We start from the raw sequence: 24,782 nt of genomic DNA on the forward strand, positions 1-24,782 counted from the left end.
AAACCGGCACGGTCAGGTAACAGACTGGAGTGTACCGGAGGGCGAGGTGCAAGATGTGAAAATACCCATTCAAATTAATGAAAATAGCGCTGAACCTTTATACCACCAAATTGAAAATCAGTTAAGATCGTTAATAATTACGGGTCAGTTGGGGGAGGGAACACATTTGCCGTCCATTCGTGAGTTCGCCGGAGCACTGAATTGCAGTGTTATTACGGTTAGACGGGTCTATCAGGATCTGGAGAATGAAGGCTTGCTTCGTACGAAGCAGGGGACAGGTACATTTGTGGCCCAAGTAGAAGCCGGCGATAGAGAAAATTATAGATTAAAGGCCGCACAAGAAGCGATGCAGGCAGCGGTGCAGTCCGGGAAATCGGTAGGCTGTACGGAAGAAGAGATGGAGAGCCTGTTCCGGGAAGTCCTGAAGGCTATTTACGTGAAGTAAGGGAGTGATTCATACGTGGAACCCATAGCAATCCAGTTGAATGGCGTATCCAAAATGCGAAAGCGCAGAGTTATTGGCCCAATTGATCTGACCATCCCGGAAGGGTATATAGTGGCTATTCTCGGTCACAACGGTTCAGGCAAAAGCACTCTTCTTAACATGTTACAGCAAGTGGTGCTGCCAGATGCTGGGCAGATTATATGGTTTGGTCAGGAACATGATGGGCCACTTCCCATTGAACTGAGACAACAGATTGGTTTTGTGGCAGATAACGCTGGTTCAGAAGAGAACCGGATAACAGCACAAGAAGCAGCTTATTTCCGGGCGTACTGGTACCCGCGTTGGGATATGAAGTTGTTCGACCAACTGATTCGTGATATGGAAGTACCTGTTGATGTGAAGCTGAACAAGATGTCCAAGGGAGAACGGCGCAAATTTGAGATTGCAGCTGCAATTGCAGCTCGCCCAAGACTATTACTTTTGGATGAGCCTTCATCAGGACTGGACCCCTTTGCCTGGAAAGTGATGGTTGAGCAGTTCCGTACCTTCATGGCGGGGGGAGACACCACGATTCTGATTGCCACACATATTGCGGACGAAGTCAAAAGACTTGCGGATTACATCGTATTGATGCACCGTGGTCAGTCACTGGGAATGGCCGAGAAAGATATGGTGCTCGATCAGTGGAAGGAAGTCTGGTATGAAGGAGACTTAAGGCCAGAGAGCATCCCTGGTGTTGTGGAATCTTCTTTGGAAGAGGGCGGTCTGGTTCGCGTAATTACAACCCGGGTCAGCGAAGCGCAGGAAAGGCTGGAGCTGTCGAATAACCGAGTATTGAAAATCCGTAACTTGGAATTGGATGAAGTGCTGGCATTCTGGATTGCCGGGTATGCACCCGTACAGTGGAAATAACCGAAGGGAGACGATAAATGATGAATCGATTGGAATTGAAGCAAGTCGTCAAGCAATATGCAGACAAAACAGCCGTTAATGGAGTCACGCTCAATGTAAAAGAGGGGGAGATTTACGGATTGCTCGGAGCCAATGGTGCAGGTAAAACAACAACAATGCGCATGGTGCTCGGACTGATTCACCCGGACGGAGGGAATATCCTTTACAACGGCAAGCCCTATAATACGGAGCTGCAACAGATTATGGGTTATCTTCCGGAAGAGCGCGGATTGTACCCGAAGGTGAAAGTCAGCGAACAGATTAATTACCTGGCACGACTTCGTGGCATGAATGGTAAGGACGCAGATCAGAGCCTCAAGTACTGGCTGAATCGGTTTGAGGTACCTGAGTATTACGATAAGAAGATCGAGGAGTTATCCAAAGGTAATCAGCAGAAAATGGGCTTTATCGCAGCGGTAGTGCATAGACCGCAGATTCTCATTCTGGATGAAGCGTTCAGTGGACTGGATCCTGTAAACGTGGAATTACTCAAGTCCACCGTCAAAGAATTGCGTGACGAAGGTACAGCAATCCTGTTCTCAACACACCGTATGGAGCACGTTGAAGAGTTGTGTCGTCAGATTACTATTCTGCATCGTTCCAACACGGTCGTACAAGGAGAGATCAAGGAGATCAAGAGTCGGTATCCGCGTGAACAGGTATTCCTGGGTACGATTGGTAGTGTGGAAGGACTCGAACAGTTGTCTGGTGTGAAGAAAGTCGAGCGGAATGAGCGCGGTTACCTGATACATATTAGTCAGGTGGAAGCGGCTCAAGAGATTCTGAGAACAGCGATGACTCAAACGACAGTGGAACACTTTGAACTGAAGGAACCAACGCTTAACCAAATCTTTATTCGTGAGGTAGGTGAGTCGAATGAATAAAATGGGAACGATTACGGGTTTTACATTTAAAAACAAAGTTAAAACGAAATCATTCATGGTGACGACCATTGTACTTGCACTTTTAATCTCAATCGGACTCAATGTCCCGTATTTCATTACCTTATTTAATGGGGGTTCCATTGGTGGAACTTCAAGCAGTAATCCTGTAAATATCGGTCTTCTGAGCACAGGGCAGCCTGAAGTTTCGGAGAAACTGGAGAGCTTCTCTGCGGCTCAAGGAGATCAGGCCTATCGATTCATTGCCAGTGGTGACAAAGATGAGGCGGCTCTCAAAGCCGATGCGGAAGCTGGAGTTACTGATGGCTATCTGAAGTTTGAAGCTGTTGCTGGGCAGGAGTTCCCTCAGCCGATTCTATATTCAGCGGAAGACGTATCACCTCAGATCATTGCATCCATTGAAGCGGCATTACAGAGTGTGAAGCTGGATGTGGTTGTGAAGGATGTACTCACAGCGGAGCAGAAGGAACTGATTACAACACCTGTGAAGCTCACGGAGCAAAGTTTGAGTACAGATGAGAGCGGAGCAGGTACTGAGTCTGAAGGTGCAATGAGCCCGATTAACTATATTGTGGTGTACTTGCTGATCATCCTGCTGTTTACCTCAACGATGATGACAGGTAACATGATTGCCTCCGAGATCACAGCTGAGAAGAGCTCACGTATTATGGAGATTCTGATTACGAGTGTATCACCGCTCAGTCAGATGTTTGGTAAAATCATCGGGATTTTCATGGTGGGGATGCTGCAAATCGGGATCTTCGGAGCGGTGGTTGCCGGAAATATCTTGCTGCCGCATAACCGTGCAGTATTAGGTGATTTCAATATGAGTGTAAGTGATGTGAATATTGCGGTTATTGTGTACGGACTCATATTCTACATTCTGGGTTACTTCCTGTATGCCGTGTTGTTTGCTGCCATTGGTTCAATGGTAAGCCGTACTGAAGAACTCGGTCAGGCTGTTCTGCCGATTACGATGTTGTCGCTTGTTTCCTTCTATATTGCGATCTTCAGTATTTCTACGCCGAACATTCTGTTGTTGAAAATCGCAAGCTTCATTCCATTCACGTCGCCGACAGCGATTCTGGTACGGATCGGCGCAGGAGTTGCGCCAACTTGGGAGATTCTAACGTCCTTAGCGATTCTCATTGTATCCATTATCATCTTCGGATGGCTTGCAGCCAAAATCTATCGCACAGGTGTGTTGATGTACGGTAAACGTCCAACCTTTAAGGAATTGTTCAAAGCCATGAAGGCTTATAAGATCTAGGTTGAGTGTTTGAAGGTAGGTAGTGTGTGATGTGTCGGTGGTGTTATATTAAATCGAGTTCAGGAGAGGGTTGACGATCATGCAGCAGTTAAAAGGGTTCTATATACAGTTTTTGAGGGAACCTCTGTGGTTTAAAGCATTGATCCTGACTACACTGCTACTTTCCATTGTATTTAGTAGTTCAGCCTTTTCAGAGCAGGGCTATTACCAAAGCATCGCTAAATTAGCTATCGCTATTTTCTTCGTCGCATATGGAGTGAAGCTACGGGGTAATCGGAAGATTGCTATAGCGTTCTTTTTCCTGGCACTGATCAGTATCTATTTATCATGGAATAGCTTGGATTTTACGAATATCTAACATCAAACATATATGACGGTTTCGTATGTATTGTTTCTTATCTAATGAGTGTAATGCAGGGATAAAGTGCTGCTCCGTTTTTGGAGTGGCACCAATTCCCATCTTTAACCGTAGTATCTAAGTATGTCCATTCTATTAAATGTTGGATTGGCAACTATATTCAATAAAGGAGATTACATAATATGAAGAATTGGAAACGCATGCTCTTATCTCTCACAATCTCTGTAGGTTTGCTCGCATCTTCAGTACCAGCTATGGCTGCTCCACAAGGAACTTCCGTCAAGGTTAATGATCAAGCTGTGAAATATGCTACAGGAGCACCAATCCTGGAGAAAGGTACAACACTGGTTCCACTGCGGACTACGCTGGATGCTATGGACGTGAAGCTAACAACTGCGACAGATGATACGATCACGGCTGTAGTAGATGGCAAAACGATTACACTCAAAAGCAAGCTTACACGGATCAACGGTGTAACGTATGCGCCAATCCGTATCGTTGGTGATGCTGCGGGTTATGAAGTTCGCTGGGATGCTGCAACGCGCACGGTGCTGTTGGTATCCAAAGGTGGAGCAACCGAAACTGCTCAAACCGGTGGACGTGGATTCATGTGGGAAGTTGAAAGTAATGGCAACACGGTCTATCTGGTAGGGTCCATGCATATTGCGGATGAGAGCTTCTATCCATTGCGTCCGGAGTTTGAAGAAGCCTTTGCGGAAGCTGATTATCTCGGGGTAGAGATTGATATTAGCAAAGCCGCTGACGAAGAGCAGCAAAAGCTGGTTCTAAGTCTGGGTTCGTATCAAGATGGAACAACACTGAAAGACCACATTTCCAGTGAAACGTATAGTAAGCTGGGTGATGTATTGAAGAAAAATGGTCTGGAGTCTAACGCCTTGGATGCATTTAAGCCTTGGGTAGTAGAGAGCACACTTGCAAGTTTGAAGTCCACAACGGCAGGATACGAAGCGTCAGCAGGAGTGGATCTGTATTTCATCCAGAAAGCGATCGAGCGCAAACTTCCAGTTATTGAGTTAGAGAGTTATCAATCTCAACTTGGCATGTTTAACGACTTTTCCAAAGAAACACAAGAGGAAACACTGAAAGCAACAATCGAAAACTTCGACGTGTTGGATAACAGTGTGAAAGAAATGGCTGAGATGTGGAAAACGGGTAATGACGAGCAACTGCTTGAACTGACAAACAGCTTCTCCACTAACGAGGAATATAACAAAGCGATGCTGGTTGATCGTAACATTGGTATGGCGGACAAAATCGATGGTTACTTGAAAAACGGCAAAAGTGAGGAATATTTCATTGTTGTTGGTGCGGCACATTACTTGGGTGATCACGGCATCGTGAAACTGCTTGAGGATAAAGGATATAAAGTAGAACGTAAATAAATATAGATTACTATAGAAGGTAACCCTTTTGTCTCGAATATAAGAGTTGAGAGGGTTACCTTCATATATAGAACAAAGACAGATTAAATAAAGAAGATCAAGCTGCAGGTTAATACAATTGAACTTAAGAGTTCATTGTAGATTGAAGGTCCTTAATATGGTTAGATCGTGGATTCGATATATTTTGAAATTAACTCTTTACAAGTGTATGTTCTACATGGTATATTCTATTTCCGGCCAAAAAAACACGAGATACACGGTGCGGCAAGCGAATAAAATAAGCTTCGAAAGAAACTTAAAAAAAGAGCTTGCAAAGTTGGTTCGGACATGATATTATATAAGAGTTGCTGAAGAGAACAATATTCGGTAACGAAACAAGTTTGATCTTTGAAAACTGAACAACGAGTGAGTAAACATTCTGCTTGCAGAATGAACGCAAAAGTCGAGACAAGCCTTGGCTTGAATCGACTGGAGCATAAATGAGATTTTTAATCTCGTCAGATTCAAAATGAGCTTATCGCTCTTTTCAATACTTTATTGGAGAGTTTGATCCTGGCTCAGGACGAACGCTGGCGGCATGCCTAATACATGCAAGTCGAGCGGAGTTGATAGGAAGCTTGCTTCCTTGATACTTAGCGGCGGACGGGTGAGTAACACGTAGGCAACCTGCCCTCAAGTTTGGGACAACTACCGGAAACGGTAGCTAATACCGAATAATTGTTTTCTTCGCCTGAAGGAAACTGGAAAGACGGAGCAATCTGTCACTTGGGGATGGGCCTGCGGCGCATTAGCTAGTTGGTGAGGTAACGGCTCACCAAGGCGACGATGCGTAGCCGACCTGAGAGGGTGATCGGCCACACTGGGACTGAGACACGGCCCAGACTCCTACGGGAGGCAGCAGTAGGGAATCTTCCGCAATGGGCGAAAGCCTGACGGAGCAATGCCGCGTGAGTGATGAAGGTTTTCGGATCGTAAAGCTCTGTTGCCAGGGAAGAACGCTTGGGAGAGTAACTGCTCTCAAGGTGACGGTACCTGAGAAGAAAGCCCCGGCTAACTACGTGCCAGCAGCCGCGGTAATACGTAGGGGGCAAGCGTTGTCCGGAATTATTGGGCGTAAAGCGCGCGCAGGCGGTCATTTAAGTCTGGTGTTTAATCCCGGGGCTCAACCCCGGATCGCACTGGAAACTGGGTGACTTGAGTGCAGAAGAGGAGAGTGGAATTCCACGTGTAGCGGTGAAATGCGTAGATATGTGGAGGAACACCAGTGGCGAAGGCGACTCTCTGGGCTGTAACTGACGCTGAGGCGCGAAAGCGTGGGGAGCAAACAGGATTAGATACCCTGGTAGTCCACGCCGTAAACGATGAGTGCTAGGTGTTAGGGGTTTCGATACCCTTGGTGCCGAAGTTAACACATTAAGCACTCCGCCTGGGGAGTACGGTCGCAAGACTGAAACTCAAAGGAATTGACGGGGACCCGCACAAGCAGTGGAGTATGTGGTTTAATTCGAAGCAACGCGAAGAACCTTACCAGGTCTTGACATCCCTCTGACCGGTACAGAGATGTACCTTTCCTTCGGGACAGAGGAGACAGGTGGTGCATGGTTGTCGTCAGCTCGTGTCGTGAGATGTTGGGTTAAGTCCCGCAACGAGCGCAACCCTTATATTTAGTTGCCAGCACTTCGGGTGGGCACTCTAGATAGACTGCCGGTGACAAACCGGAGGAAGGTGGGGATGACGTCAAATCATCATGCCCCTTATGACCTGGGCTACACACGTACTACAATGGCCGGTACAACGGGCTGCGAAATCGCGAGATGGAGCCAATCCCAACAAAGCCGGTCTCAGTTCGGATTGCAGGCTGCAACTCGCCTGCATGAAGTCGGAATTGCTAGTAATCGCGGATCAGCATGCCGCGGTGAATACGTTCCCGGGTCTTGTACACACCGCCCGTCACACCACGAGAGTTTATAACACCCGAAGTCGGTGGGGTAACCGCAAGGAGCCAGCCGCCGAAGGTGGGATAGATGATTGGGGTGAAGTCGTAACAAGGTAGCCGTATCGGAAGGTGCGGCTGGATCACCTCCTTTCTATGGAGAATCGTTTCCTGCAACGGAAACATTCAAATACGCAGCTTAGCTGCAAAACTACTCACTCGTTGCTCAGTTTTGAGAGCTCAAACTCTCAAACAGCTTGCTTTTGCATGGAGCTTGTTCTTTGAAAACTAGATATCGAAACGAAACAAACGCGAATTAGAACATTCCTTTTTAGCTGAACTTGTGTTAAACAAGTTTCAATAAAAACGGTAGATTGCTGGAGCGAGTGATCGAAATGGAGCGACTTTTGGATTTGGACGTAGTCCAAACCAAGCGGAGCGACAGCTCGAACACGAGCGCAATGGTTAAGCTACTAAGAGCACACGGAGGATGCCTAGGCGCTAGGAGCCGATGAAGGACGTGGCGAACAACGAAACTGCCTCGGGGAGCTGTAAGCAAGCTTTGATCCGGGGGTGTCCGAATGGGGAAACCCAGCTGGGGTAATTTCCAGTTACACCTAACTGAATACATAGGTTAGTGTGAGGCATACCAGGGGAACTGAAACATCTAAGTACCCTGAGGAAGAGAAAACAATAGTGATTCCGTCAGTAGCGGCGAGCGAACGCGGAGAAGCCCAAACCAGAGAGCTTGCTCTTTGGGGTTGTGGGACGTCTCACATGGAGTTACAAAGGAACCGGTTAAGCGAAGAGGTCTGGAAAGGCCCGCCAAAGAAGGTAAAAGCCCTGTAGTTGAAAGTCTGTTCCCTCCGAGACGGATCCCGAGTAGTGCGGGGCACGTGAAACCCCGTATGAATCCGGCAGGACCATCTGCCAAGGCTAAATACTTCCTAGCGACCGATAGTGAAGCAGTACCGTGAGGGAAAGGTGAAAAGCACCCCGGAAGGGGAGTGAAATAGAACCTGAAACCGTGTGCTTACAAAAAGTCAGAGCCCGTTTTAGGGGTGATGGCGTGCCTTTTGTAGAATGAACCGGCGAGTTACGTTCCCGTGCAAGGTTAAGGTGAAGAGCCGGAGCCGCAGCGAAAGCGAGTCTGAATAGGGCGATGTAGTACGTGGACGTAGACCCGAAACCGGGTGATCTACCCCTGTCCAGGGTGAAGGTGCGGTAACACGCACTGGAGGCCCGAACCCACGCATGTTGAAAAATGCGGGGATGAGGTGGGGGTAGCGGAGAAATTCCAATCGAACTCGGAGATAGCTGGTTCTCCCCGAAATAGCTTTAGGGCTAGCCTCGGAAAACAGAGTCGTGGAGGTAGAGCACTGATTGGGTGCGGGGCCCGCAAGGGTTACCAAGCTCAGTCAAACTCCGAATGCCATAGACTTACTTCCGGGAGTCAGACAGTGAGTGCTAAGATCCATTGTCAAAAGGGAAACAGCCCAGACCATCAGCTAAGGTCCCCAAGTGTGTGTTAAGTGGGAAAGGATGTGGAGTTGCACAGACAACCAGGATGTTGGCTTAGAAGCAGCCACCATTGAAAGAGTGCGTAATAGCTCACTGGTCGAGTGACTCTGCGCCGAAAATGTAACGGGGCTAAACACACCACCGAAGCTATGGCTTGATGCTTTGCATCAGGGGTAGGGGAGCGTTGTATAAGGGTTGAAGGTGTACCGTAAGGAGCGCTGGACATTATACAAGTGAGAATGCCGGTATGAGTAACGAAAAGATCAGTGAGAATCTGATCCGCCGAAAGCCTAAGGGTTCCTGAGGAAGGCTCGTCCGCTCAGGGTAAGTCGGGACCTAAGGCGAGGCCGAAAGGCGTAGTCGAAGGACAACAGGTCGAAATTCCTGTACCACCGTAAGCCGTTATGAGCAATGGGGGGACGCAGTAGGGTAGTGACGCGGACTGATGGATGTCCGTCTAAGCAGTGAGGCTGATGTGTAGGCAAATCCGCACATTGTAAGGCTGAGCTGTGATGGGGAGCGAAAATTATAGTAGCGAAGGTCATGATCTCACACTGCCAAGAAAAGCCTCTAGCCAGGTGATGGTGCCCGTACCGCAAACCGACACAGGTAGGCGAGAAGAGTATTCTAAGGCGCGCGGAAGAACTCTCGTTAAGGAACTCGGCAAAATGACCCCGTAACTTCGGGAGAAGGGGTGCCCCGGTAGTGTGAATAGCACGAGGGGGCCGCAGTGAAAAGGCCCAAGCGACTGTTTAGCAAAAACACAGGTCTGTGCGAAGCCGTAAGGCGAAGTATACGGGCTGACGCCTGCCCGGTGCTGGAAGGTTAAGGGGAGTGGTTAGGGAGTAATCCCGAAGCTGTGAACCGAAGCCCCAGTAAACGGCGGCCGTAACTATAACGGTCCTAAGGTAGCGAAATTCCTTGTCAGGTAAATTCTGACCCGCACGAATGGCGTAACGACTTGGGCGCTGTCTCAACGAGAGATCCGGTGAAATTTTAATACCTGTGAAGATGCAGGTTACCCGCGACAAGACGGAAAGACCCCATGGAGCTTTACTGCAGCTTGATATTGAATTTGGGTACGATCTGTACAGGATAGGTGGGAGCCTTTGAAGCATGAGCGCCAGCTTGTGTGGAGGCAACGTTGGGATACCACCCTGATCGTATCTAGGTTCTAACCTGGTACCGTAATCCGGTGCGGGGACAGTGTCAGGTGGGCAGTTTGACTGGGGCGGTCGCCTCCTAAAGAGTAACGGAGGCGCCCAAAGGTTCCCTCAGAATGGTTGGAAATCATTCGAAGAGTGCAAAGGCATAAGGGAGCTTGACTGCGAGACCTACAAGTCGAGCAGGGACGAAAGTCGGGCTTAGTGATCCGGTGGTACCGCATGGAAGGGCCATCGCTCAACGGATAAAAGCTACCCTGGGGATAACAGGCTTATCTCCCCCAAGAGTCCACATCGACGGGGAGGTTTGGCACCTCGATGTCGGCTCATCGCATCCTGGGGCTGAAGTAGGTCCCAAGGGTTGGGCTGTTCGCCCATTAAAGCGGTACGCGAGCTGGGTTCAGAACGTCGTGAGACAGTTCGGTCCCTATCTGTCGTGGGCGTAGGAAATTTGAGAGGAGCTGTCCTTAGTACGAGAGGACCGGGATGGACGTACCGCTGGTGTACCAGTTGTTCCGCCAGGAGCACCGCTGGGTAGCTATGTACGGACGGGATAAACGCTGAAAGCATCTAAGCGTGAAGCCCCCCTCAAGATGAGATTTCCCAGTATGTAAGACCCCTTGAAGACGACGAGGTAGATAGGCTGGGGGTGGAAGTGCAGCAATGCATGGAGCTGACCAGTACTAATCGGTCGAGGGCTTATCCAATAGCAAGTGATAATTCGCATGTTTCGTTTCGAATCTAGTTTTCAGAGAACAACACTCTGAAATGTAAGCTACGCGTTTGGTGGCGATGGCGGAGGGGTTCCACACGTACCCATCCCGAACACGACCGTTAAGCCCTCTAGCGCCGATGGTACTTGGACCGCAGGGTCCTGGGAGAGTAGGACGCCGCCAAGCAATAGGAAGACACACTTGATGATATCGAGTGTGTCTTTTTTGTGTTACTATTTTATACATTGCATATAAAGAATTGAGTGAAAGCCGATAGGTCTTCCCTGCGTTGTATGACATTCCGTAAGTAAACAAATACAGTGTGATTCCTACGACTTAGTATATTTTAATATTGAATTTGGTAATCTCCTCCGCCACCATTAGGTGAGTACCCTACGATTTTATGGTAACCATACAGATTCCCTAAAGTGATGTTTTTCGTTCTCAAGTCTGATGCGATTACTCGTCCACTTCCCTTCAAATTTCCACTCATATCAACAACATTAAATACATATTCCCCAGTCGAACGAGGAAGAAAAGAAAACGTGACATTTCCACTCAAATAGATATCCGTTGAGTAACCTCCATCGAAATACTCTACTATAAGGTTTTGGGCAAAGATAGCAGCTTCTTGTTCCTGTTTTATCTGAGCATCTTGTGAAGGGATTATAGGCATAGACGTTTCATCAGCAAATACTGGTGAAACAGATGCTAGGAGCAAAGCCATGGAAGAGAGAGCTGAAATTGCAGTTTTTTGATATTTCTTCACAATCGAACATCTCCTTTTCATATATAAAAGTCGAGATTGATCATACTCACAGTAGCTTTCCTCACAGTCATTTCCTAGGATAAAAGTGAGGGGAGGTCTGGCGCCGTATATAGTTTGACAAGACAACCATACTCCAATTAACAAATATATACAATTATTTAAAGATAGTTTTATATCCTATTTTTGTTAAATATACACTTTATTCATACATCATTCACATTTTCTATAGCTATAGTGCTCAAGCAACCGTTAATAGCAATGGACGATACGATATTTGGTTCTGATTATATTTGCTTCAAGCATAACAAAGCCCTGCCCGATCTATGTAGACCGAGCAGGGCTTTATCTTTTCTCTATACGTTCATTTAATCCATTATGGCTACTCAGGACGCAACGCGTTTATTCGATCCGTAAGGGATCGTTTTCTATAGTACAGGGCTATGGTTGCGAGAACCAGCATTTCAGACAGCGGTACGGCAAGCCACACACCCGTGACACCAAAGAATGAAGGGAGAATTGCAATCAACGCAATCATGATGATCATTTCACGCGCAGCTGTGATCCAAATGGCCATTTTGGCATTGCCTACAGATTGGAAATAGGTGCTCATGACAAAGTTAACACCCATAAACACATAGGCAAATGTAAATATACGTAATCCGTAAACGGCATTATCCGTTACGCCACTACTGAAGTTTCCAAAGATTTGCACGAAATAAGGTGCACCGATCTGAACAACAACCAGTAACAGCAGACCGCATGCCAGAGCTGTTTTAGTGGCTAAACGTATCGTTTGTTGTACCCGTTTAATCTGGTTGGCACCGTGATAATAGCTTATCAGAGGCTGGGCAGCAGATGCCAGACCCAGGAAAGCCAACAATACAACACCATGAATATAGTTCAATACGGTAAAGGATGCTACACCATCCGTGCCCGCAATGCGGTCCATGGAGATATTGTGAGAGACAGAGAAGACCGACATGCCGAGTTCAGCCAGAAAGCTGGGGAAACCAATGAGTAGAAGGGAAGCCAGCAGTTTGTTGTTCCATTTGAATCGGGTGAATGTGAGATTATTTGTTTTTTTGAAAAAGTGAGTGAACAGGACAAGTAGCGCAAGAGACGCTGATATAATAGTACCGATGGCCACACCGCGTACACCCCATTCGAGTACATACAATGTTATATAATTGATGATGATATTGGCTACAGCAAACGTAATCTGAGCGTACATGGACGTGTTGGGATTACCATCGTTTCGTACAAAGATAGAGAGTGCATTCTCAATCGTGAAAACGAACCCGAACAATAACATGATATTCATATAGTCCGAAGCAAACGGGAATGTCTCAGCGTTAGCACCGAGGGAGTATACTAGCTTGTCTTTGAACGTAAATGCAGTATATCCAATGGCTATCGTAACTAGCATAATCAGCATAATGGATTTTGTGAAAATTTGTTTGGCTGATGTGATATCTTTTCTACCCATAGCGTTTGAGTACAAGGTTGCCCCGCCCATACCGATCCACAACGACATAGCAACAAAAAGTGTGTAAACAGGTGAGGCAATGCCGATTCCCGCCATCGCGGTAGAACCCAGTTTGTGTCCAACCATAATGCCGTCGATAATAAAATTAAAAGCAACTACCAGCATCCCCAATACAGAAGGCACGAGGTAGCTTATAAAAGCTTTACCTACAGATTGCCCTTCCAAGGGATGCGTCCAATTCGTATTCATAATGACCTCCGTTAGTATACTGAATGTTCATTTTGCATTTAATAATACTGAACGTTCGTTCTGTATGATAACACGTCGTGAATTCTCTTGGCAACTTTTGCGTTTAAATATCGTTTATGTGGTAGAGTAGGTGGATATTTATAAAGCGGGAGGATTCTCTTGATGAAACAAAATAAATACGATGAATCTGAATTTTTCAATAACTATAGTAAGATGGCACGTTCCGTTCAAGGGCTGGATGCAGCGGGGGAGTGGCATGAACTGCAGACTCTTTTGCCTGATTTGAAGGACAAGCGTGTGCTGGATTTGGGATGTGGTTTTGGCTGGCACTGCCGGTATGCGCGAGAGCAGCAAGCGAGTTCAGTGATCGGAGTAGATTTGTCTGAAAATATGCTTCAGCGTGCTCGTGAAATGACGGACGATCCGCAGATCCGGTACGAGCAGCTGGCGATTGAAGATATTGATTTTGCACCGGGACAATTCGACGTTGTGATCAGTTCACTTGCTTTGCATTATATTGAAAGGTTAGACACGGTGTACGCTAAGATCAATGATTGTCTCGTAGAAGGGGGCACATTTGTACTATCTACCGAACATCCCATCTTCACCGCTCGTGCTGCGCAGGATTGGCATTACGGACCCACAGGTGAGACTCTTCACTGGCCCGTGGATGATTACCACGATGAAGGGGAACGTGTGGCGAACTTTTTGAATCAGGATGTGGTCAAATATCATCGCACACTGGCAACATATCTCAATGAACTGATTAAGGCGGGGTTTGCTATTCAAAAAGTGGCTGAATCCAAACCATCACCGGAGATGATTGAACAGGTTCCTGGCATGCGAGACGAGAATCGGAGACCGATGTTTCTGATGATTGCTGCGGTTAAAGTATAACGAAGAAAATGATACGTTAGACTAGAGGGCAGAAAGTAACTGAGGAAGTGGTGCGTTCGCCAAAAGCTTACTGATAGAGATTTCAAAATTAGCAAAATTTGAAGGAATCAGCGTGTTCAGCGATGTTGAACATGCTGGTTTTTTATTTTGCTACAATAATAAGAAATAATGTCCAAAACAGGGAACCAAACCACATTAGACTCAGTCATATTAAGTGAGGTGAACAACAGTTGGATGATCAATTACTGGCACAGGCTCAGACCATAGACAATTACACACTTAGCAGCATAATGGATGACTACGGAAATGACGTGTGGAATTACGCTTATTTTCAGACCAAAAGTGCCGAACAGGCAGACGAATTGTCACAGGAGGTATTTATTCGGGCGTACTCGGGGATCGCTCTTTATCGTGGGGATTGCTCACTGAAAACATGGCTGTTGACGATTACTAGGAACACGACTTTTACATATCGAAAATCCAGATTCTTTCGTAGTAGCCTGTGGGGAGAGACGTTACCCATTGAGACAGAGCGTGGGGATTCGAGCCAAAGAGTCATGATTGCAGAGCAGCCTGCACATCCTTCGGCCGAGATGGAAGTGATGCGTAAGGAGCATATCCATGAAATCTGGGATATTGTTCTGGCGTTGCCGAAGAAGTTCCGGGAGATTCTTTTGCTGAATCTGAAATATGAGCTTACGACGAGTGAGATTGCTGAGATATTGAAAATCAGCTCAGGCACAGTAAAATCCAGACTTTCCCGAGGTAAGGACAAGGTACGGAAACAATGGGAGGAGCGAAGCAAATGAGACACAAGGATGAGCAATGGGAGAAGGAAATCCGGAAGGGACCGTTTGCTTCGTCTCCTTTTACGGAGGATCACAAGCGAAAGGTGCTTCAACAGGTGGAGTGGATGAAGAAGTCGGAAGAGGGGAGCAAGGGAGATAGGTCAGAGGACAGTTCCAGGGCATCCAGGCCGTTTAGACCGCAAGTAGGTAACGTGTCACGCAAGCGTCACCCTAGAAGAGGGACTCTTGTTGCCGGCATGGGTGCGTTGGTTATTGCTGCTGGATTGTTCCTATGGATCTGGGATGATGGACAGCTGGTAAAACCCATGATCGAGCAGGTCTATCCGACAGCAGCGTTACAGTTATCCGATGGTTTTAACACGAATCTGCTAACCGACAAAATGAAAAGAAATGTTGCGACTACGATGCGAGATGATCTGGGTAAACAGCTGAAGATTAAGAAAGTGGAAGACTTGCCTGTGTCCGGCAGAATATATGTAGAGGCTGGAAATGAAAGCGAGAAGGAGTATGCACAGATATGGCTTGATGCGACAACAGGAAATCTGCGTGAAGTACAGATGAGACGTGAGATGCAGCCAAGCGAGCTGGAGCACCGTTATCTGCGTCAAGTTCCATCTCTTTTGCAAAGTATAGGCAGCACTCCAACGCTTAAACCTGCATCAGTCCAACGTTCTGTGAGTATGAAGCAAGGGGAATTGGAGCCGATATCACATACGACATTAGCGTTAGAAAATGAGACTGGTAATGGTTATGGGGAGATTGTATGGCAGCAGGACAAGGCTGTATCGATAACAGGCGACCTTAGACCTGATCAAATATCACAGGCAGCGCTGGCGGATGCCAGAAAAGCGATTGAGGCTCTGTCTGGTAAAGCCAATCTTGATCTGGTAAGAGCAAGCCGAAGCAAAGATGATGAACTCGGCAAGGATACAGTCTCCTTTTCCTTTAAAGATAACTACTTTGTCCAGATGACCGAAGGAAAAGAGGGCTTGGGTTATACGGTTGGGGATGCTAATCATTATGAGCAAGACTTTGCAGACTGGGAAGAAATAGAGGCTTATTATCAGGAACTATATAACATACAGGAGTCTCTTCTTAGAGGAGAGGTAGAACCTATAATTAAAAAAATATTTAAAATGGATCTTCAAGCGTATAAACTTCACCGTGATCCTGACCATCCAGGCATGGTCACATTTGAACTGGAGTCGAGCACGGATGTTTTTCAGGTTGAATACAGGGAAGATGGACGGATCAAGATGATCACCAGAGGTGAGTTATAGGGCTTGATCTTATATGTTACAATTTACTTCATAGATGGGATGAGTATAAGGAGATAACGATGAAATATTTGGTAAGTTCATGTCTGGCGGGGGTAGCTTGCCGTTACAATGGAACAGCGAGCCTGGATGTGAAGATTCAGGAGCTTGTGGAGCAGGAGCAGGCTAAGATGGTATGCCCAGAGCTGCTTGGCGGCTTCTCCACTCCACGGGAACCGGCTGAAATTATTGGTGGCACAGGCAAGGACGTGCTGGCAGGCACTGCAAAAGTGATCGAGAAAAGTGGCAAGGACGTCACAGAGCTGTATATCAAGGGAGCCTATCAGACGCTCGAATGGGCGCGAGAATTGAATGTATCGTGTGTGGTACTGAAGGAGTTTAGTCCGTCCTGTGGTACACAGATGATCTATGATGGGAATTTTGCCAATAAAAAGGTAGCTGGAGAAGGTGTCACCTCAGCATTGCTGAGACAAGAAGGATATACCGTTATTTCTGAAAATGAATTTATGGAGCAACTATAGGTCGCACAGATATCGTTTCATATTCACAGAAAAGCCGCTGGATTATATTCTGGCGGCTTTTCTGTTGTCTCCCATTTCTTTTCTCATTAAAAGAATAAAGTCAATTTTCCTGAAATGCTAACAAACAATATGGATACATACGATATAGATATAAGATATATAAGGCTATCTACTATTTAAAGTGGGGGAATAATCATGTCAATTCAGTCTAAGCCAAAATATAAGAAAGGAAATAAACTCAAAAATATGAAATTAACAACAACGATGGTCATCATGACTGTGATTAGTCTAATCGGCTTGTTTACTGTTTTTCTGATTGGAATTTTGGGAATGAACGAAGCAAAAACGGGACAAGGTATCCTCTACAATGACCGTTTCCAGCATCAAACCAATGTTCTTGAATTGAAAAGTAATTTCTATAATATGCGCGCCAATTATACAAAGGTTCTTGATAATGCAGAGTACACCGACAAACAGTACGATCAGGTTCAAAAAGGTAAGAAGAGTATCACGGATGGCTTGAATGAATTTTCAGCAAGAACATTGGATGCCAAAGAAAAAGAGATATTTGCAAATTTGGTAGCAAAGATGGATACATATTATCAGGATATTGAGCAAATCATGGATACCAAAAAGATGTCGGGCACCTACGATAGTGAAGAGAGAGGAAGAATTAACAAAAGCAGTACAGCGATTGTGGAGACGATCACCCTTTTGAGTGCGTATAACGAAGAAGAGTCAGCCAAGCTCTATGCGGATACACAGGAAGTGATTCAGCAGCGAGCATTGGTGCTCGGTTCGGTTCTTTTGCTTTCACTTGCAGCGCTCATTCTGATTTCATTTGTAATGATTCGCAGTATACGTCAACGAATGAAAGCAATTACCCGTTATTGTGAAGAAATAACAAAAGGCAACTTAACGGCATCCTTAGATCCGCATCTAACACAGGGAAATAATGAGATAAGTGTCATCGCACGAGCTATTGGTACAATGACCGATTCCACAACAGATGTCATTCGTGGTGTAATTCAGGAATCTCATCATATCAACCAAGTTAGCGATCTTACCAACCAGAACATGGCTGGTCTGAATGAACGAATTCGTGAAGTATCAGCTACAGTTGAGGAGCTCTCGGCTGCAATGGAAGAGGCTTCAGCCCATACGGAAAATATGAATCATTCGGCTAATGAGATGCAACAGGGGGCTGAATATATATCGGAACGGACATCTAAACAAGCAGAATCCGCCTATGTGACCAGCACGAAGGCTGAAAAGTTGAAGCAGGAAGCCCGCGAATCAAGCAGAGCAGCCATAGACATGGTTGATCATACGAGTAAGAAGATGACAGAAGCACTGGAACGTGCAACAGCTGTAGATCAGATTGGTATATTATCTCAGTCTATTTTGGATGTTACAGCGCAGACTAATCTGCTTGCACTCAATGCCTCCATTGAAGCTGCAAGAGCTGGAGAAGCAGGCAGGGGTTTTGCGGTTGTAGCAAGCGAGATTCGAAAGTTGGCTGATGATTCCAGACAGGCTGCCGATCAAATACAGCAGGTCACGGAAGAAGTTATGCAATCTGTAACCAATCTGTCCTCGAATGCCAAAGAGTTGCTATCCTTTATGTTCAATCAGGTTGGCAAAGATTATAAATTATTGGAGGATACAGCTGAACAGTATTATGTCGATTCCCTTGATCATGCCAATGCCGTTAAAGATCTCAATGCAACCTCACAACAAGTGACTGCGAATATCAAAATACTAGTTGGCTCCATTCACGAGATTGCATCAGCCAGTGAACAATCAGCCGCATCAAGTCAGGAAATCGCAGGACACATGGTCGCTTCTGCTGCGCAATCTGTGGAAGTAGTTAAACAATCTGATCAAGTGAAAGATAGTGCATTAAATCTGAATAAGCTGGTTCAAGATTTCAAGATTTAAAAGGAAAGAGTCGTAGATAATCCACTAGGCCATGTAAGTGCCTAGTGGATTATTGCTGTCTTTCATCCAATACTTACTTTTATAAACCAAGAAACAATAATGTGCGTACTTTTAATTTATACACATAGGACCTAAACTAATACTTGAGATGAAGCTACTTAAACATTATTGTTCAACATAAAAAATATATAAAAAGGACGTGGAGCTCCATGGAAGTTACAGCAAAGTCAAAGACAAAGGAAGACATCTTAAAGGCGTATCATTTCCGGCATGCAACAAAGATATTTGATGATACCCGCAAAATCACGGATGAGGATTTCCAATTTATATTGGAAACAGGCAGATTATCTCCAAGTTCCATTGGTCTTGAGCCGTGGAAGTTTCTGATTGTACAAAATCCGAACCTGCGTAAGCGTCTGTCCGAAGTCTCTTCCGGCGCTCAAAAGCAATTGGCTACAGCAAGCCATTTTGTTGTTATTTTGGCCCGATCAGATGCCAGTTATAATTCTCCTTATGCGGAGTACATGTTGAAGGAAACAAAGGGAATGCCAAATAACGTATATGAGCTAACAAGTGAGGCTTATGGAAAGTTCCAAAATAACCAGAAAATTCTGGATAATCCACGATCATTATTTGACTGGGCATCTAAACAAACTTATATTGCACTCGGCAACATGATGACGGCGGCAGCTCAGATCGAGATTGATTCTTGTCCAATCGAAGGTTTCAGCCGTGAGGGCGTCCACCGTATTATGGAAGAAGAGGGCTTGCTCGAAAATGGCACATGGGGCGTCTCCATGATGGCAGCCTTCGGTTATCGGGCAGAGGAGCCCCAGCGTGAAAAGTCACGACAATCCGTTGAGAAAATCACACAATGGATTAACTGAATTCAGCATGAATCCAACATGAATTCAAAAATAATTAGCTAAGATCTAACATTATAGATAAGGATCAAAGTAGTATCGAAACAGCCCGATATTTTCCACCTGTTAGAAGCATGGAAAGGGCTGTTTTTCTTTTTATAAAAAAGAACTTGATTATACATAGATGTCTATGTATAATGAGGTCATGCCTAAATACAACGCAATTGCACTGATTGCAAGAATCAGGGACCATGTCAACAAACGGATTGTACACGAATTGGAACAGCATGAGGTAACAGGGATTGTTCCTTCTCATGGAGATGTATTGATGTTCTTGTACCGGGAAGAGACGCTGTCGATCAAGATGTTGGCTGAACGTGTTCAACGCACGCAACCAACGGTAACAGTACTGGTCAACAAGCTGGAGAAGCTTGGCTATGTTGAACGTAGCAAGAGTGCCGAAGATAGCCGAGTGACGATGATTCGCCTAACCGAACAGGGGAAGCGACTCGAACCGATCTTTCATCAGGTATCAGAGCATATTAATGACATCATCTATAGTGGCTTGTCCGATGAACAGTCGGAGCAATTGGAGAGCTTGTTATCCATTATTGTCCGAAAGTTATAATGAATGAACTCTTCTGTCTGCAACCCTTCCAGATTTGACTGGGGTGGAGGCAGAGGAGCCCAAATATTTTTTTACTCATATACATAGATATCTATATATATGAGGACGTATCAATGTAATTTATTTTCGCAACCTAACTCAAACCAAACCTGAAGGGATTCACACTATGAAACATCTTATCGTATATGCTCACCCGCACACAGACAGCTTGAATAACGCAATCCTCAATACTGCTGTAGAAGCTCTCGAAGCTCAAGGCCATGAAGTAGTCGTTCGTGACTTATATAAGCTTGGATTCCAACCCGTACTGACTGAAGCCGATACAGCTTCCATGCGCGCAGGACAGACACCACAGGATATCGCTACGGAACAAGAGTTTGTTACGAATGCAGAAGCTATTACATTCATCTATCCGATCTGGTGGACAGGCCTTCCTGCCATTATGAAAGGGTACGTTGACCGTGTATTCGCCTATGGTTTTGCATATGCAGCGGGTGAAGCGGGAATCGAGAAATTGCTGACAGGCAAAAAAGGACTTATCATCAACACACATGGTACACCAAGTGAAATTTATGATCAGATTGGTATGACTGCTGGGTTGAAAGTTACCTCAGACGTAGGTATTTTCGATTTTGTAGGTATTGAAGCCGTAGATCATCTGCTCTTCGGTAGTATTGGATACCTGGATGCACCCGCATATCAAGCCATGTTGGATCAGGTTAAACAGACGGTTACGACCAAATTCTAATGTGGAAGTAGATGTAGATGTAGATTCCAGATTCGCATTCCATATGATACCAGACCGACTCAATTATGAGTCGGTTTGTTTGTTTCGTATGTTTGCAAAATGAATGAAAGGGGGTATAATCGTACCCATAAAACCTCTTTGAAGCGAAAACATGAGTAAAACCAAGTGTTATAAGGATATCCTCGCGCTTATCGAAAGTAGAAAATCACATAAAAATCACATTCTCTGCAAAATGCTATATTTGAAGGACATCTGAGAAATGTTTCATAATTCTTTCCGTCGCATTTTTCTTCATATTTTTCGTAACATGAGTATATATCTTTAGAGTAGTTTTTGCATCATCATGCCCAACTCTCTCCATGATTGTCTTCAAATCTACTTCGGCTTCAGCCAGCATTGAAATATGCGTGTGACGAAAAATATGAGGAGTAGCCCTTTTTGTAATTGATGTTTTTAATAGGAGTCTGTCCATACGTTTGAGAATTTTTTTAGTGATAAAGGGGTAACCATCGCTTCGAGCAAAAACAAAATTTTCATCATGATAATTATCCATAAGTTTCTTAGCAGCTATTCTCTTTGAACGCATACGTTCTAAATGACGTGCAATTCCTCGCATTACATCCTCAATCACATCAAACCTTCGAATCGATCCTTTTGTTTTTGGTGGGGTTAACATATAGTTCTTCACGTTGTTTTTGGGGCAGTATAAAGTTTTTGTCACACGGAGTTCGTTAGTTTCTAAAAAGAAATCTGTATCCTTTAAAGCGCATAATTCCCCAGATCTCAGGCCGCTGAATGCCAACAAATGAAATATTTCCAGATCCATAGGAAGACCTTGCTCTCTAACCGCCAGAAGAAACTCTGCTAATTCATGTTTCTCCAGAATCTTTTCCGCAATAGAGTCGCTTTCTATTTCTTCAACCGTCAAAAGTTTCACTGGAATTACAGTATCAGCAAACGGATTATCTGCTATCATCTTATGTTTAATCGGATACTTAATTATCATTTTAGCTGTCACATCTACGCCCTGGAGTGAGCTTTGAGAGTATCCCTCCTTAAACATTTGATTGAGCATATTCTGATGATGATTATGAGTCAGTTTATTTATTTTAACTTTAGCGTAATATCGTAGCTGTCTAATTATCATTCATATAGCAGTAGCCCCGGTCAATCGTTTGCCGGGGTGACCAAATGCATTCAATAAACAGAACATATGTACTAAATCTTTAATCTTCAGTGAGCTTCAAGTCAATAGTATGTCTACAGTTGGGACATTTTTTTGTAGCAGTGTAAGTTTTCTTTTGATTGATTTCGAGAAGCGAGAGTAGCTGGATTAACAAACTGGGTAGTGAGGCAAACGCAAGTAACAACGTAACGGTGCTCATAGCTGCGGTATCAATTAATGCTTTTTTGTCTTGGAGCATTCCAGTAATAAAGAAGCCTAGTACTATTACAAACACTACAACAAAAGCTATGTACGTTAGCCCCCAGGTAATCTTTAACCATTTCAATAGTTTATTTATTTTCATATTTTCACCTCATTATTTAATACGTATTTTTTTTATAAATAGACTCAATTTAAGGAGGGGCCTACTTGAAGACACCGAGAATATTACACTATCCCGGTAGCAAGTGGAGCATGGCGGAATGGATTATCAACCACATGCCGCCACATACAACCTATTTGGAGCCATTCTTTGGTTCTGGAGCAGTTCTATTCACGAAGGAGCGCAGCCTGATCGAAACCGTGAACGACTTGGATGGTGAAGCTGTCAATCTGTTTCGCATAACCGAGAACGTCCGGAAGACCTGGCACATGCAATCCGATGGACTCCACACTCGAGGCAGGAATATTACGAGAGTTATTACGACTCTGATGATGACCTTGAACGTGCGCGCCGTTTGGTAGTCAGACTCTGGCAAGGTAGGGGAGGTAAACGGCACACCGGACAGGCTGGCGTAGCATGATTGAACCGAATGGTCCTATGCCAGCTAAAGAGTGGATTGAGTTTCCAAACAAAATCAATTGCTGAACGTCTACAGGGGGTGCAAATTGAGTGCCAGCCTGCAGCAGAGTTGCTACTGAGATATCAACGTCCAAAACGTATTGATTTATGCTGATCCGCCTTACATGCATAGCACACGGACAATAACTAGTTATCGGTACGAAATGACGGACCTAGAACATGGAGAACTTCTGGATGTATTGGACGATCATCCAGGTCCGGTTTTACTCAGTGGGTACGCTCATCCATTATACGACGAACGTTTAAAGTACTGGCAGCGTGAGACACGCCGTGCAAAGGCTGAGGGCGGGGCAATCAGGGAGGAATTCCTCTGGATCAATCCTGTCGCTGCCGGACAAGTTGGACAAATGCAATTATTCTGAGGAGCTGATGGGATGGCAATTTCGACGGAAGTTATCTGGCTAATCGATCAGAAGCTTGCAACTTTGATCCGGTCCGGTTGCCGCATCGATCAGATCAAAATGGTATGTGCTGCAGGTACGGAACTGGTAAAACAAGGATCAGTTGAAACGGGTTTTGGCAAGTTGCGGATAGAGCCGAGTAATTTTGTGCCACAGGGTAAGTCATATCTGATCGAAGATCGGTACAGAGGATTTACATGGGTACGAAGTTCAAAAGACAAGGAGAGGAAGCACAGTGACAACGAAAGCAACATTAGAGAAGACCCTCAGCCGTCGGCAAAAGGATGTATATGACTATGTACGGATGTTCATTGAAGACAACGGGTACGGTCCCACGATCCGCGAAATTGTAGATGGGATTATGTTGTCATCTGCTTCAACGGTCCACTCACACATTAATTCACTTATTCGCAAAGGGTATCTGACCCATTCTTCCGGTGGGGTTAGCACCCTGGCACTGACCAAGAAGGGTAAACGGCCAAAGGTCTGACCCAATCAGGTATCCTGAAATGGATCTCTGACCAAGGGATTGAAGAAACTCATGACGCCACGGTATATACGCTGTTGTCAGATTACAGGAAGGCATTCAATCGGGGAGGATCTGCTGTTGATCGATTATCACAAAGTGAAAACAGTAGTGTGGACACCGGAGCTACTCGCTAATCACTTGAAGGCAATAGGGCTGAGCATCCACCTAAACGGCCTGACAAGCTGCAAAAGGCGTTACTGCTCCACAACAGCATAACGGCAACAGTAGGTACTACAAACCTTGAGGTGAATGGTAGGTTTGCAAAGAGATCATAGAGCATTACTTCTAAAGTATGGTTATCTGGAAAACTTGGTAAGAGGCTGGAGCGTAGAGGATTGCGCAGCCGAATGGGATGAATTTTGCAGCAAAGTGATTCTTGAATAATAAATATCCCCCGCAAGCTTGGCGGCCAGGCGGGGGATGTAGTGGATGTTATTTCCTCATTCCTCTTATTATTATATCACAGGATAAAGGGGAATAAGGGGAATGGCGATGGCATGGGGACAAGGGGAACTCTTTGCAAAAGCATCTAAACAGGAAATCCAGCAGACAAAGTTCCTGCTCGATAAATATACAGATATGGTCTCCTTGATGAGAGACTTTGAGCAATTCGAGCAGGATATGCAACAAGTAGGCATCGATGGCGAAGCCGCTCGCCGCATTGATCAAACAGATCTCCATGCGGACAAAACGGCTAACGCTACAATTCTGATTGAAAAGCAACGCTGGGTATATAAAAGATATCAATTTTACATGCACCAGCTTGAGAGGGCTCAACGACTGATTAAAGACGAAGAAGCCCGGAAGGCGGTTGAGTACAGATTCATTCAAGGGTATTCTTACAAAGAGACATTATTATTCTTTCGCCACGGCTTAAGTAGTAGTACAGTCCGCCGTAAACTATTGGAAGGTAGTGAGAGTATAGCCAACACACTTAAGCTTATAGGATTTTTTGAACAAGATGTTACGGAGTTCTAA

The 24,782-nt window shown here is 45.3% G+C and carries 23 protein-coding genes and 3 rRNA genes; 22 read left to right on the forward strand and 4 right to left on the reverse strand.

The genetic code is table 11. The features are described from left to right. Positions 1-55: 55 nt before the first annotated feature. The 9 genes from MKY92_RS03015 (at position 56) to rrf (ending at position 10,845) form a co-directional block, all read left to right on the forward strand. A complete protein-coding gene (locus tag MKY92_RS03015) occupies positions 56-445 on the forward strand; it encodes a GntR family transcriptional regulator (protein ID WP_036613231.1) in 390 nt (129 codons plus the stop codon). Between the two features lie 15 nt (positions 446-460). Then, a complete protein-coding gene (locus MKY92_RS03020) occupies positions 461-1,357 on the forward strand; it encodes an ABC transporter ATP-binding protein (protein ID WP_339299077.1) in 897 nt (298 codons plus the stop codon). Positions 1,358-1,377: 20 nt separating this feature from the next. Then, entirely contained in the window at positions 1,378-2,280 is a 903-nt protein-coding gene (locus MKY92_RS03025; RefSeq protein WP_036668607.1) for an ATP-binding cassette domain-containing protein, read from the forward strand. Next, positions 2,273-3,568 (forward strand): ABC transporter permease, encoded by a 1,296-nt coding sequence (locus tag MKY92_RS03030; RefSeq protein WP_339299079.1) that lies wholly within the window; start codon positions 2,273-2,275, stop codon positions 3,566-3,568. The genes MKY92_RS03025 and MKY92_RS03030 overlap by 8 nt, the downstream gene beginning before the upstream one ends. Positions 3,569-3,647: 79 nt before the next feature. Beyond that, the gene (locus tag MKY92_RS03035; RefSeq protein WP_339299080.1) at positions 3,648-3,926 is read left to right on the forward strand and encodes a hypothetical protein; all 279 of its coding nucleotides are present in this window, start codon (positions 3,648-3,650) and stop codon (positions 3,924-3,926) included. A 182-nt stretch (positions 3,927-4,108) separates the two neighbouring features. Beyond that, positions 4,109-5,329, forward strand: coding sequence for a TraB/GumN family protein (locus MKY92_RS03040; RefSeq protein ID WP_339299081.1), 1,221 nt, complete (start codon positions 4,109-4,111; stop codon positions 5,327-5,329). Between the two features lie 534 nt (positions 5,330-5,863). Beyond that, a 16S ribosomal RNA gene (locus MKY92_RS03045) occupies positions 5,864-7,416 on the forward strand. A gap of 309 nt (positions 7,417-7,725) precedes the next feature. Next, positions 7,726-10,653, forward strand: a 23S ribosomal RNA gene (locus tag MKY92_RS03050). A gap of 75 nt (positions 10,654-10,728) precedes the next feature. Then, positions 10,729-10,845, forward strand: a 5S ribosomal RNA gene (gene rrf, locus MKY92_RS03055). Together the 16S, 23S and 5S rRNA genes form the textbook arrangement of a ribosomal RNA operon. 160 nt (positions 10,846-11,005) lie before the next feature. Here the strand turns inward: rrf and MKY92_RS03060 are convergent. Next, the gene (locus tag MKY92_RS03060; protein ID WP_339299083.1) at positions 11,006-11,428 is read right to left on the reverse strand and encodes a hypothetical protein; all 423 of its coding nucleotides are present in this window, start codon (positions 11,426-11,428) and stop codon (positions 11,006-11,008) included. 379 nt (positions 11,429-11,807) lie between these two features. Then, entirely contained in the window at positions 11,808-13,163 is a 1,356-nt protein-coding gene (locus tag MKY92_RS03065; RefSeq protein WP_339299084.1) for an MATE family efflux transporter, read from the reverse strand. Positions 13,164-13,325: 162 nt separating this feature from the next. On the opposite strand from MKY92_RS03065, the gene MKY92_RS03070 reads away from it, so the two are divergent. From MKY92_RS03070 to MKY92_RS03105, 8 genes are all read left to right on the forward strand, one after another. Further along, positions 13,326-14,060, forward strand: coding sequence for a class I SAM-dependent methyltransferase (locus tag MKY92_RS03070; RefSeq protein ID WP_339299086.1), 735 nt, complete (start codon positions 13,326-13,328; stop codon positions 14,058-14,060). 230 nt (positions 14,061-14,290) lie between these two features. Further along, positions 14,291-14,869, forward strand: coding sequence for a sigma-70 family RNA polymerase sigma factor (locus MKY92_RS03075; RefSeq protein WP_339299088.1), 579 nt, complete (start codon positions 14,291-14,293; stop codon positions 14,867-14,869). Next, on the forward strand, positions 14,866-16,149 hold the full coding sequence (locus tag MKY92_RS03080) for a hypothetical protein (protein ID WP_339299090.1): 1,284 nt from the start codon (positions 14,866-14,868) through the stop codon (positions 16,147-16,149). The genes MKY92_RS03075 and MKY92_RS03080 overlap by 4 nt, the downstream gene beginning before the upstream one ends. 59 nt (positions 16,150-16,208) lie before the next feature. Then, a complete protein-coding gene (locus tag MKY92_RS03085; RefSeq protein WP_339299092.1) occupies positions 16,209-16,667 on the forward strand; it encodes a DUF523 domain-containing protein in 459 nt (152 codons plus the stop codon). 195 nt (positions 16,668-16,862) lie between these two features. Further along, positions 16,863-18,608, forward strand: coding sequence for a methyl-accepting chemotaxis protein (locus MKY92_RS03090; protein WP_339299094.1), 1,746 nt, complete (start codon positions 16,863-16,865; stop codon positions 18,606-18,608). A 209-nt stretch (positions 18,609-18,817) separates the two neighbouring features. Then, positions 18,818-19,495, forward strand: a complete 678-nt coding sequence (locus tag MKY92_RS03095) for an NAD(P)H-dependent oxidoreductase (protein ID WP_339299096.1) — start codon at positions 18,818-18,820, stop codon at positions 19,493-19,495. A gap of 160 nt (positions 19,496-19,655) precedes the next feature. Then, entirely contained in the window at positions 19,656-20,099 is a 444-nt protein-coding gene (locus MKY92_RS03100; protein WP_339299098.1) for a MarR family transcriptional regulator, read from the forward strand. Positions 20,100-20,265: 166 nt separating this feature from the next. Then, positions 20,266-20,847, forward strand: coding sequence for an NAD(P)H-dependent oxidoreductase (locus tag MKY92_RS03105; RefSeq protein WP_339299100.1), 582 nt, complete (start codon positions 20,266-20,268; stop codon positions 20,845-20,847). Positions 20,848-21,082: 235 nt separating this feature from the next. Here the strand turns inward: MKY92_RS03105 and MKY92_RS03110 are convergent, their stop codons facing one another. Continuing rightward, positions 21,083-21,994 (reverse strand): site-specific integrase, encoded by a 912-nt coding sequence (locus tag MKY92_RS03110; protein WP_339299101.1) that lies wholly within the window; start codon positions 21,992-21,994, stop codon positions 21,083-21,085. A 79-nt stretch (positions 21,995-22,073) separates the two neighbouring features. Next, the gene (locus MKY92_RS03115) at positions 22,074-22,376 is read right to left on the reverse strand and encodes a hypothetical protein (protein ID WP_339299103.1); all 303 of its coding nucleotides are present in this window, start codon (positions 22,374-22,376) and stop codon (positions 22,074-22,076) included. Between the two features lie 65 nt (positions 22,377-22,441). Here MKY92_RS03115 and MKY92_RS03120 point away from each other — a divergent pair, with 65 nt between their 5' ends. The 5 genes from MKY92_RS03120 to MKY92_RS03140 all read left to right on the forward strand — a co-directional run bounded on the left by MKY92_RS03120 (position 22,442) and on the right by MKY92_RS03140 (position 24,782). After that, positions 22,442-22,756, forward strand: a complete 315-nt coding sequence (locus MKY92_RS03120; protein WP_339299105.1) for a DNA adenine methylase — start codon at positions 22,442-22,444, stop codon at positions 22,754-22,756. A 180-nt stretch (positions 22,757-22,936) separates the two neighbouring features. Beyond that, positions 22,937-23,236, forward strand: a complete 300-nt coding sequence (locus tag MKY92_RS03125; RefSeq protein WP_339301666.1) for a hypothetical protein — start codon at positions 22,937-22,939, stop codon at positions 23,234-23,236. A 12-nt stretch (positions 23,237-23,248) separates the two neighbouring features. Next, complete coding sequence (locus tag MKY92_RS03130) at positions 23,249-23,569, forward strand: hypothetical protein (RefSeq protein WP_339299107.1); 321 nt, start codon at positions 23,249-23,251, stop codon at positions 23,567-23,569. Between the two features lie 10 nt (positions 23,570-23,579). Continuing rightward, the gene (locus MKY92_RS03135) at positions 23,580-23,765 is read left to right on the forward strand and encodes a LexA repressor (RefSeq protein WP_339299108.1); all 186 of its coding nucleotides are present in this window, start codon (positions 23,580-23,582) and stop codon (positions 23,763-23,765) included. A gap of 525 nt (positions 23,766-24,290) precedes the next feature. Then, a complete protein-coding gene (locus tag MKY92_RS03140) occupies positions 24,291-24,782 on the forward strand; it encodes a hypothetical protein (protein ID WP_339299109.1) in 492 nt (163 codons plus the stop codon).

Source organism: Paenibacillus sp. FSL R5-0623, from assembly GCF_037974265.1.
Lineage (GTDB): Bacteria > Bacillota > Bacilli > Paenibacillales > Paenibacillaceae > Paenibacillus.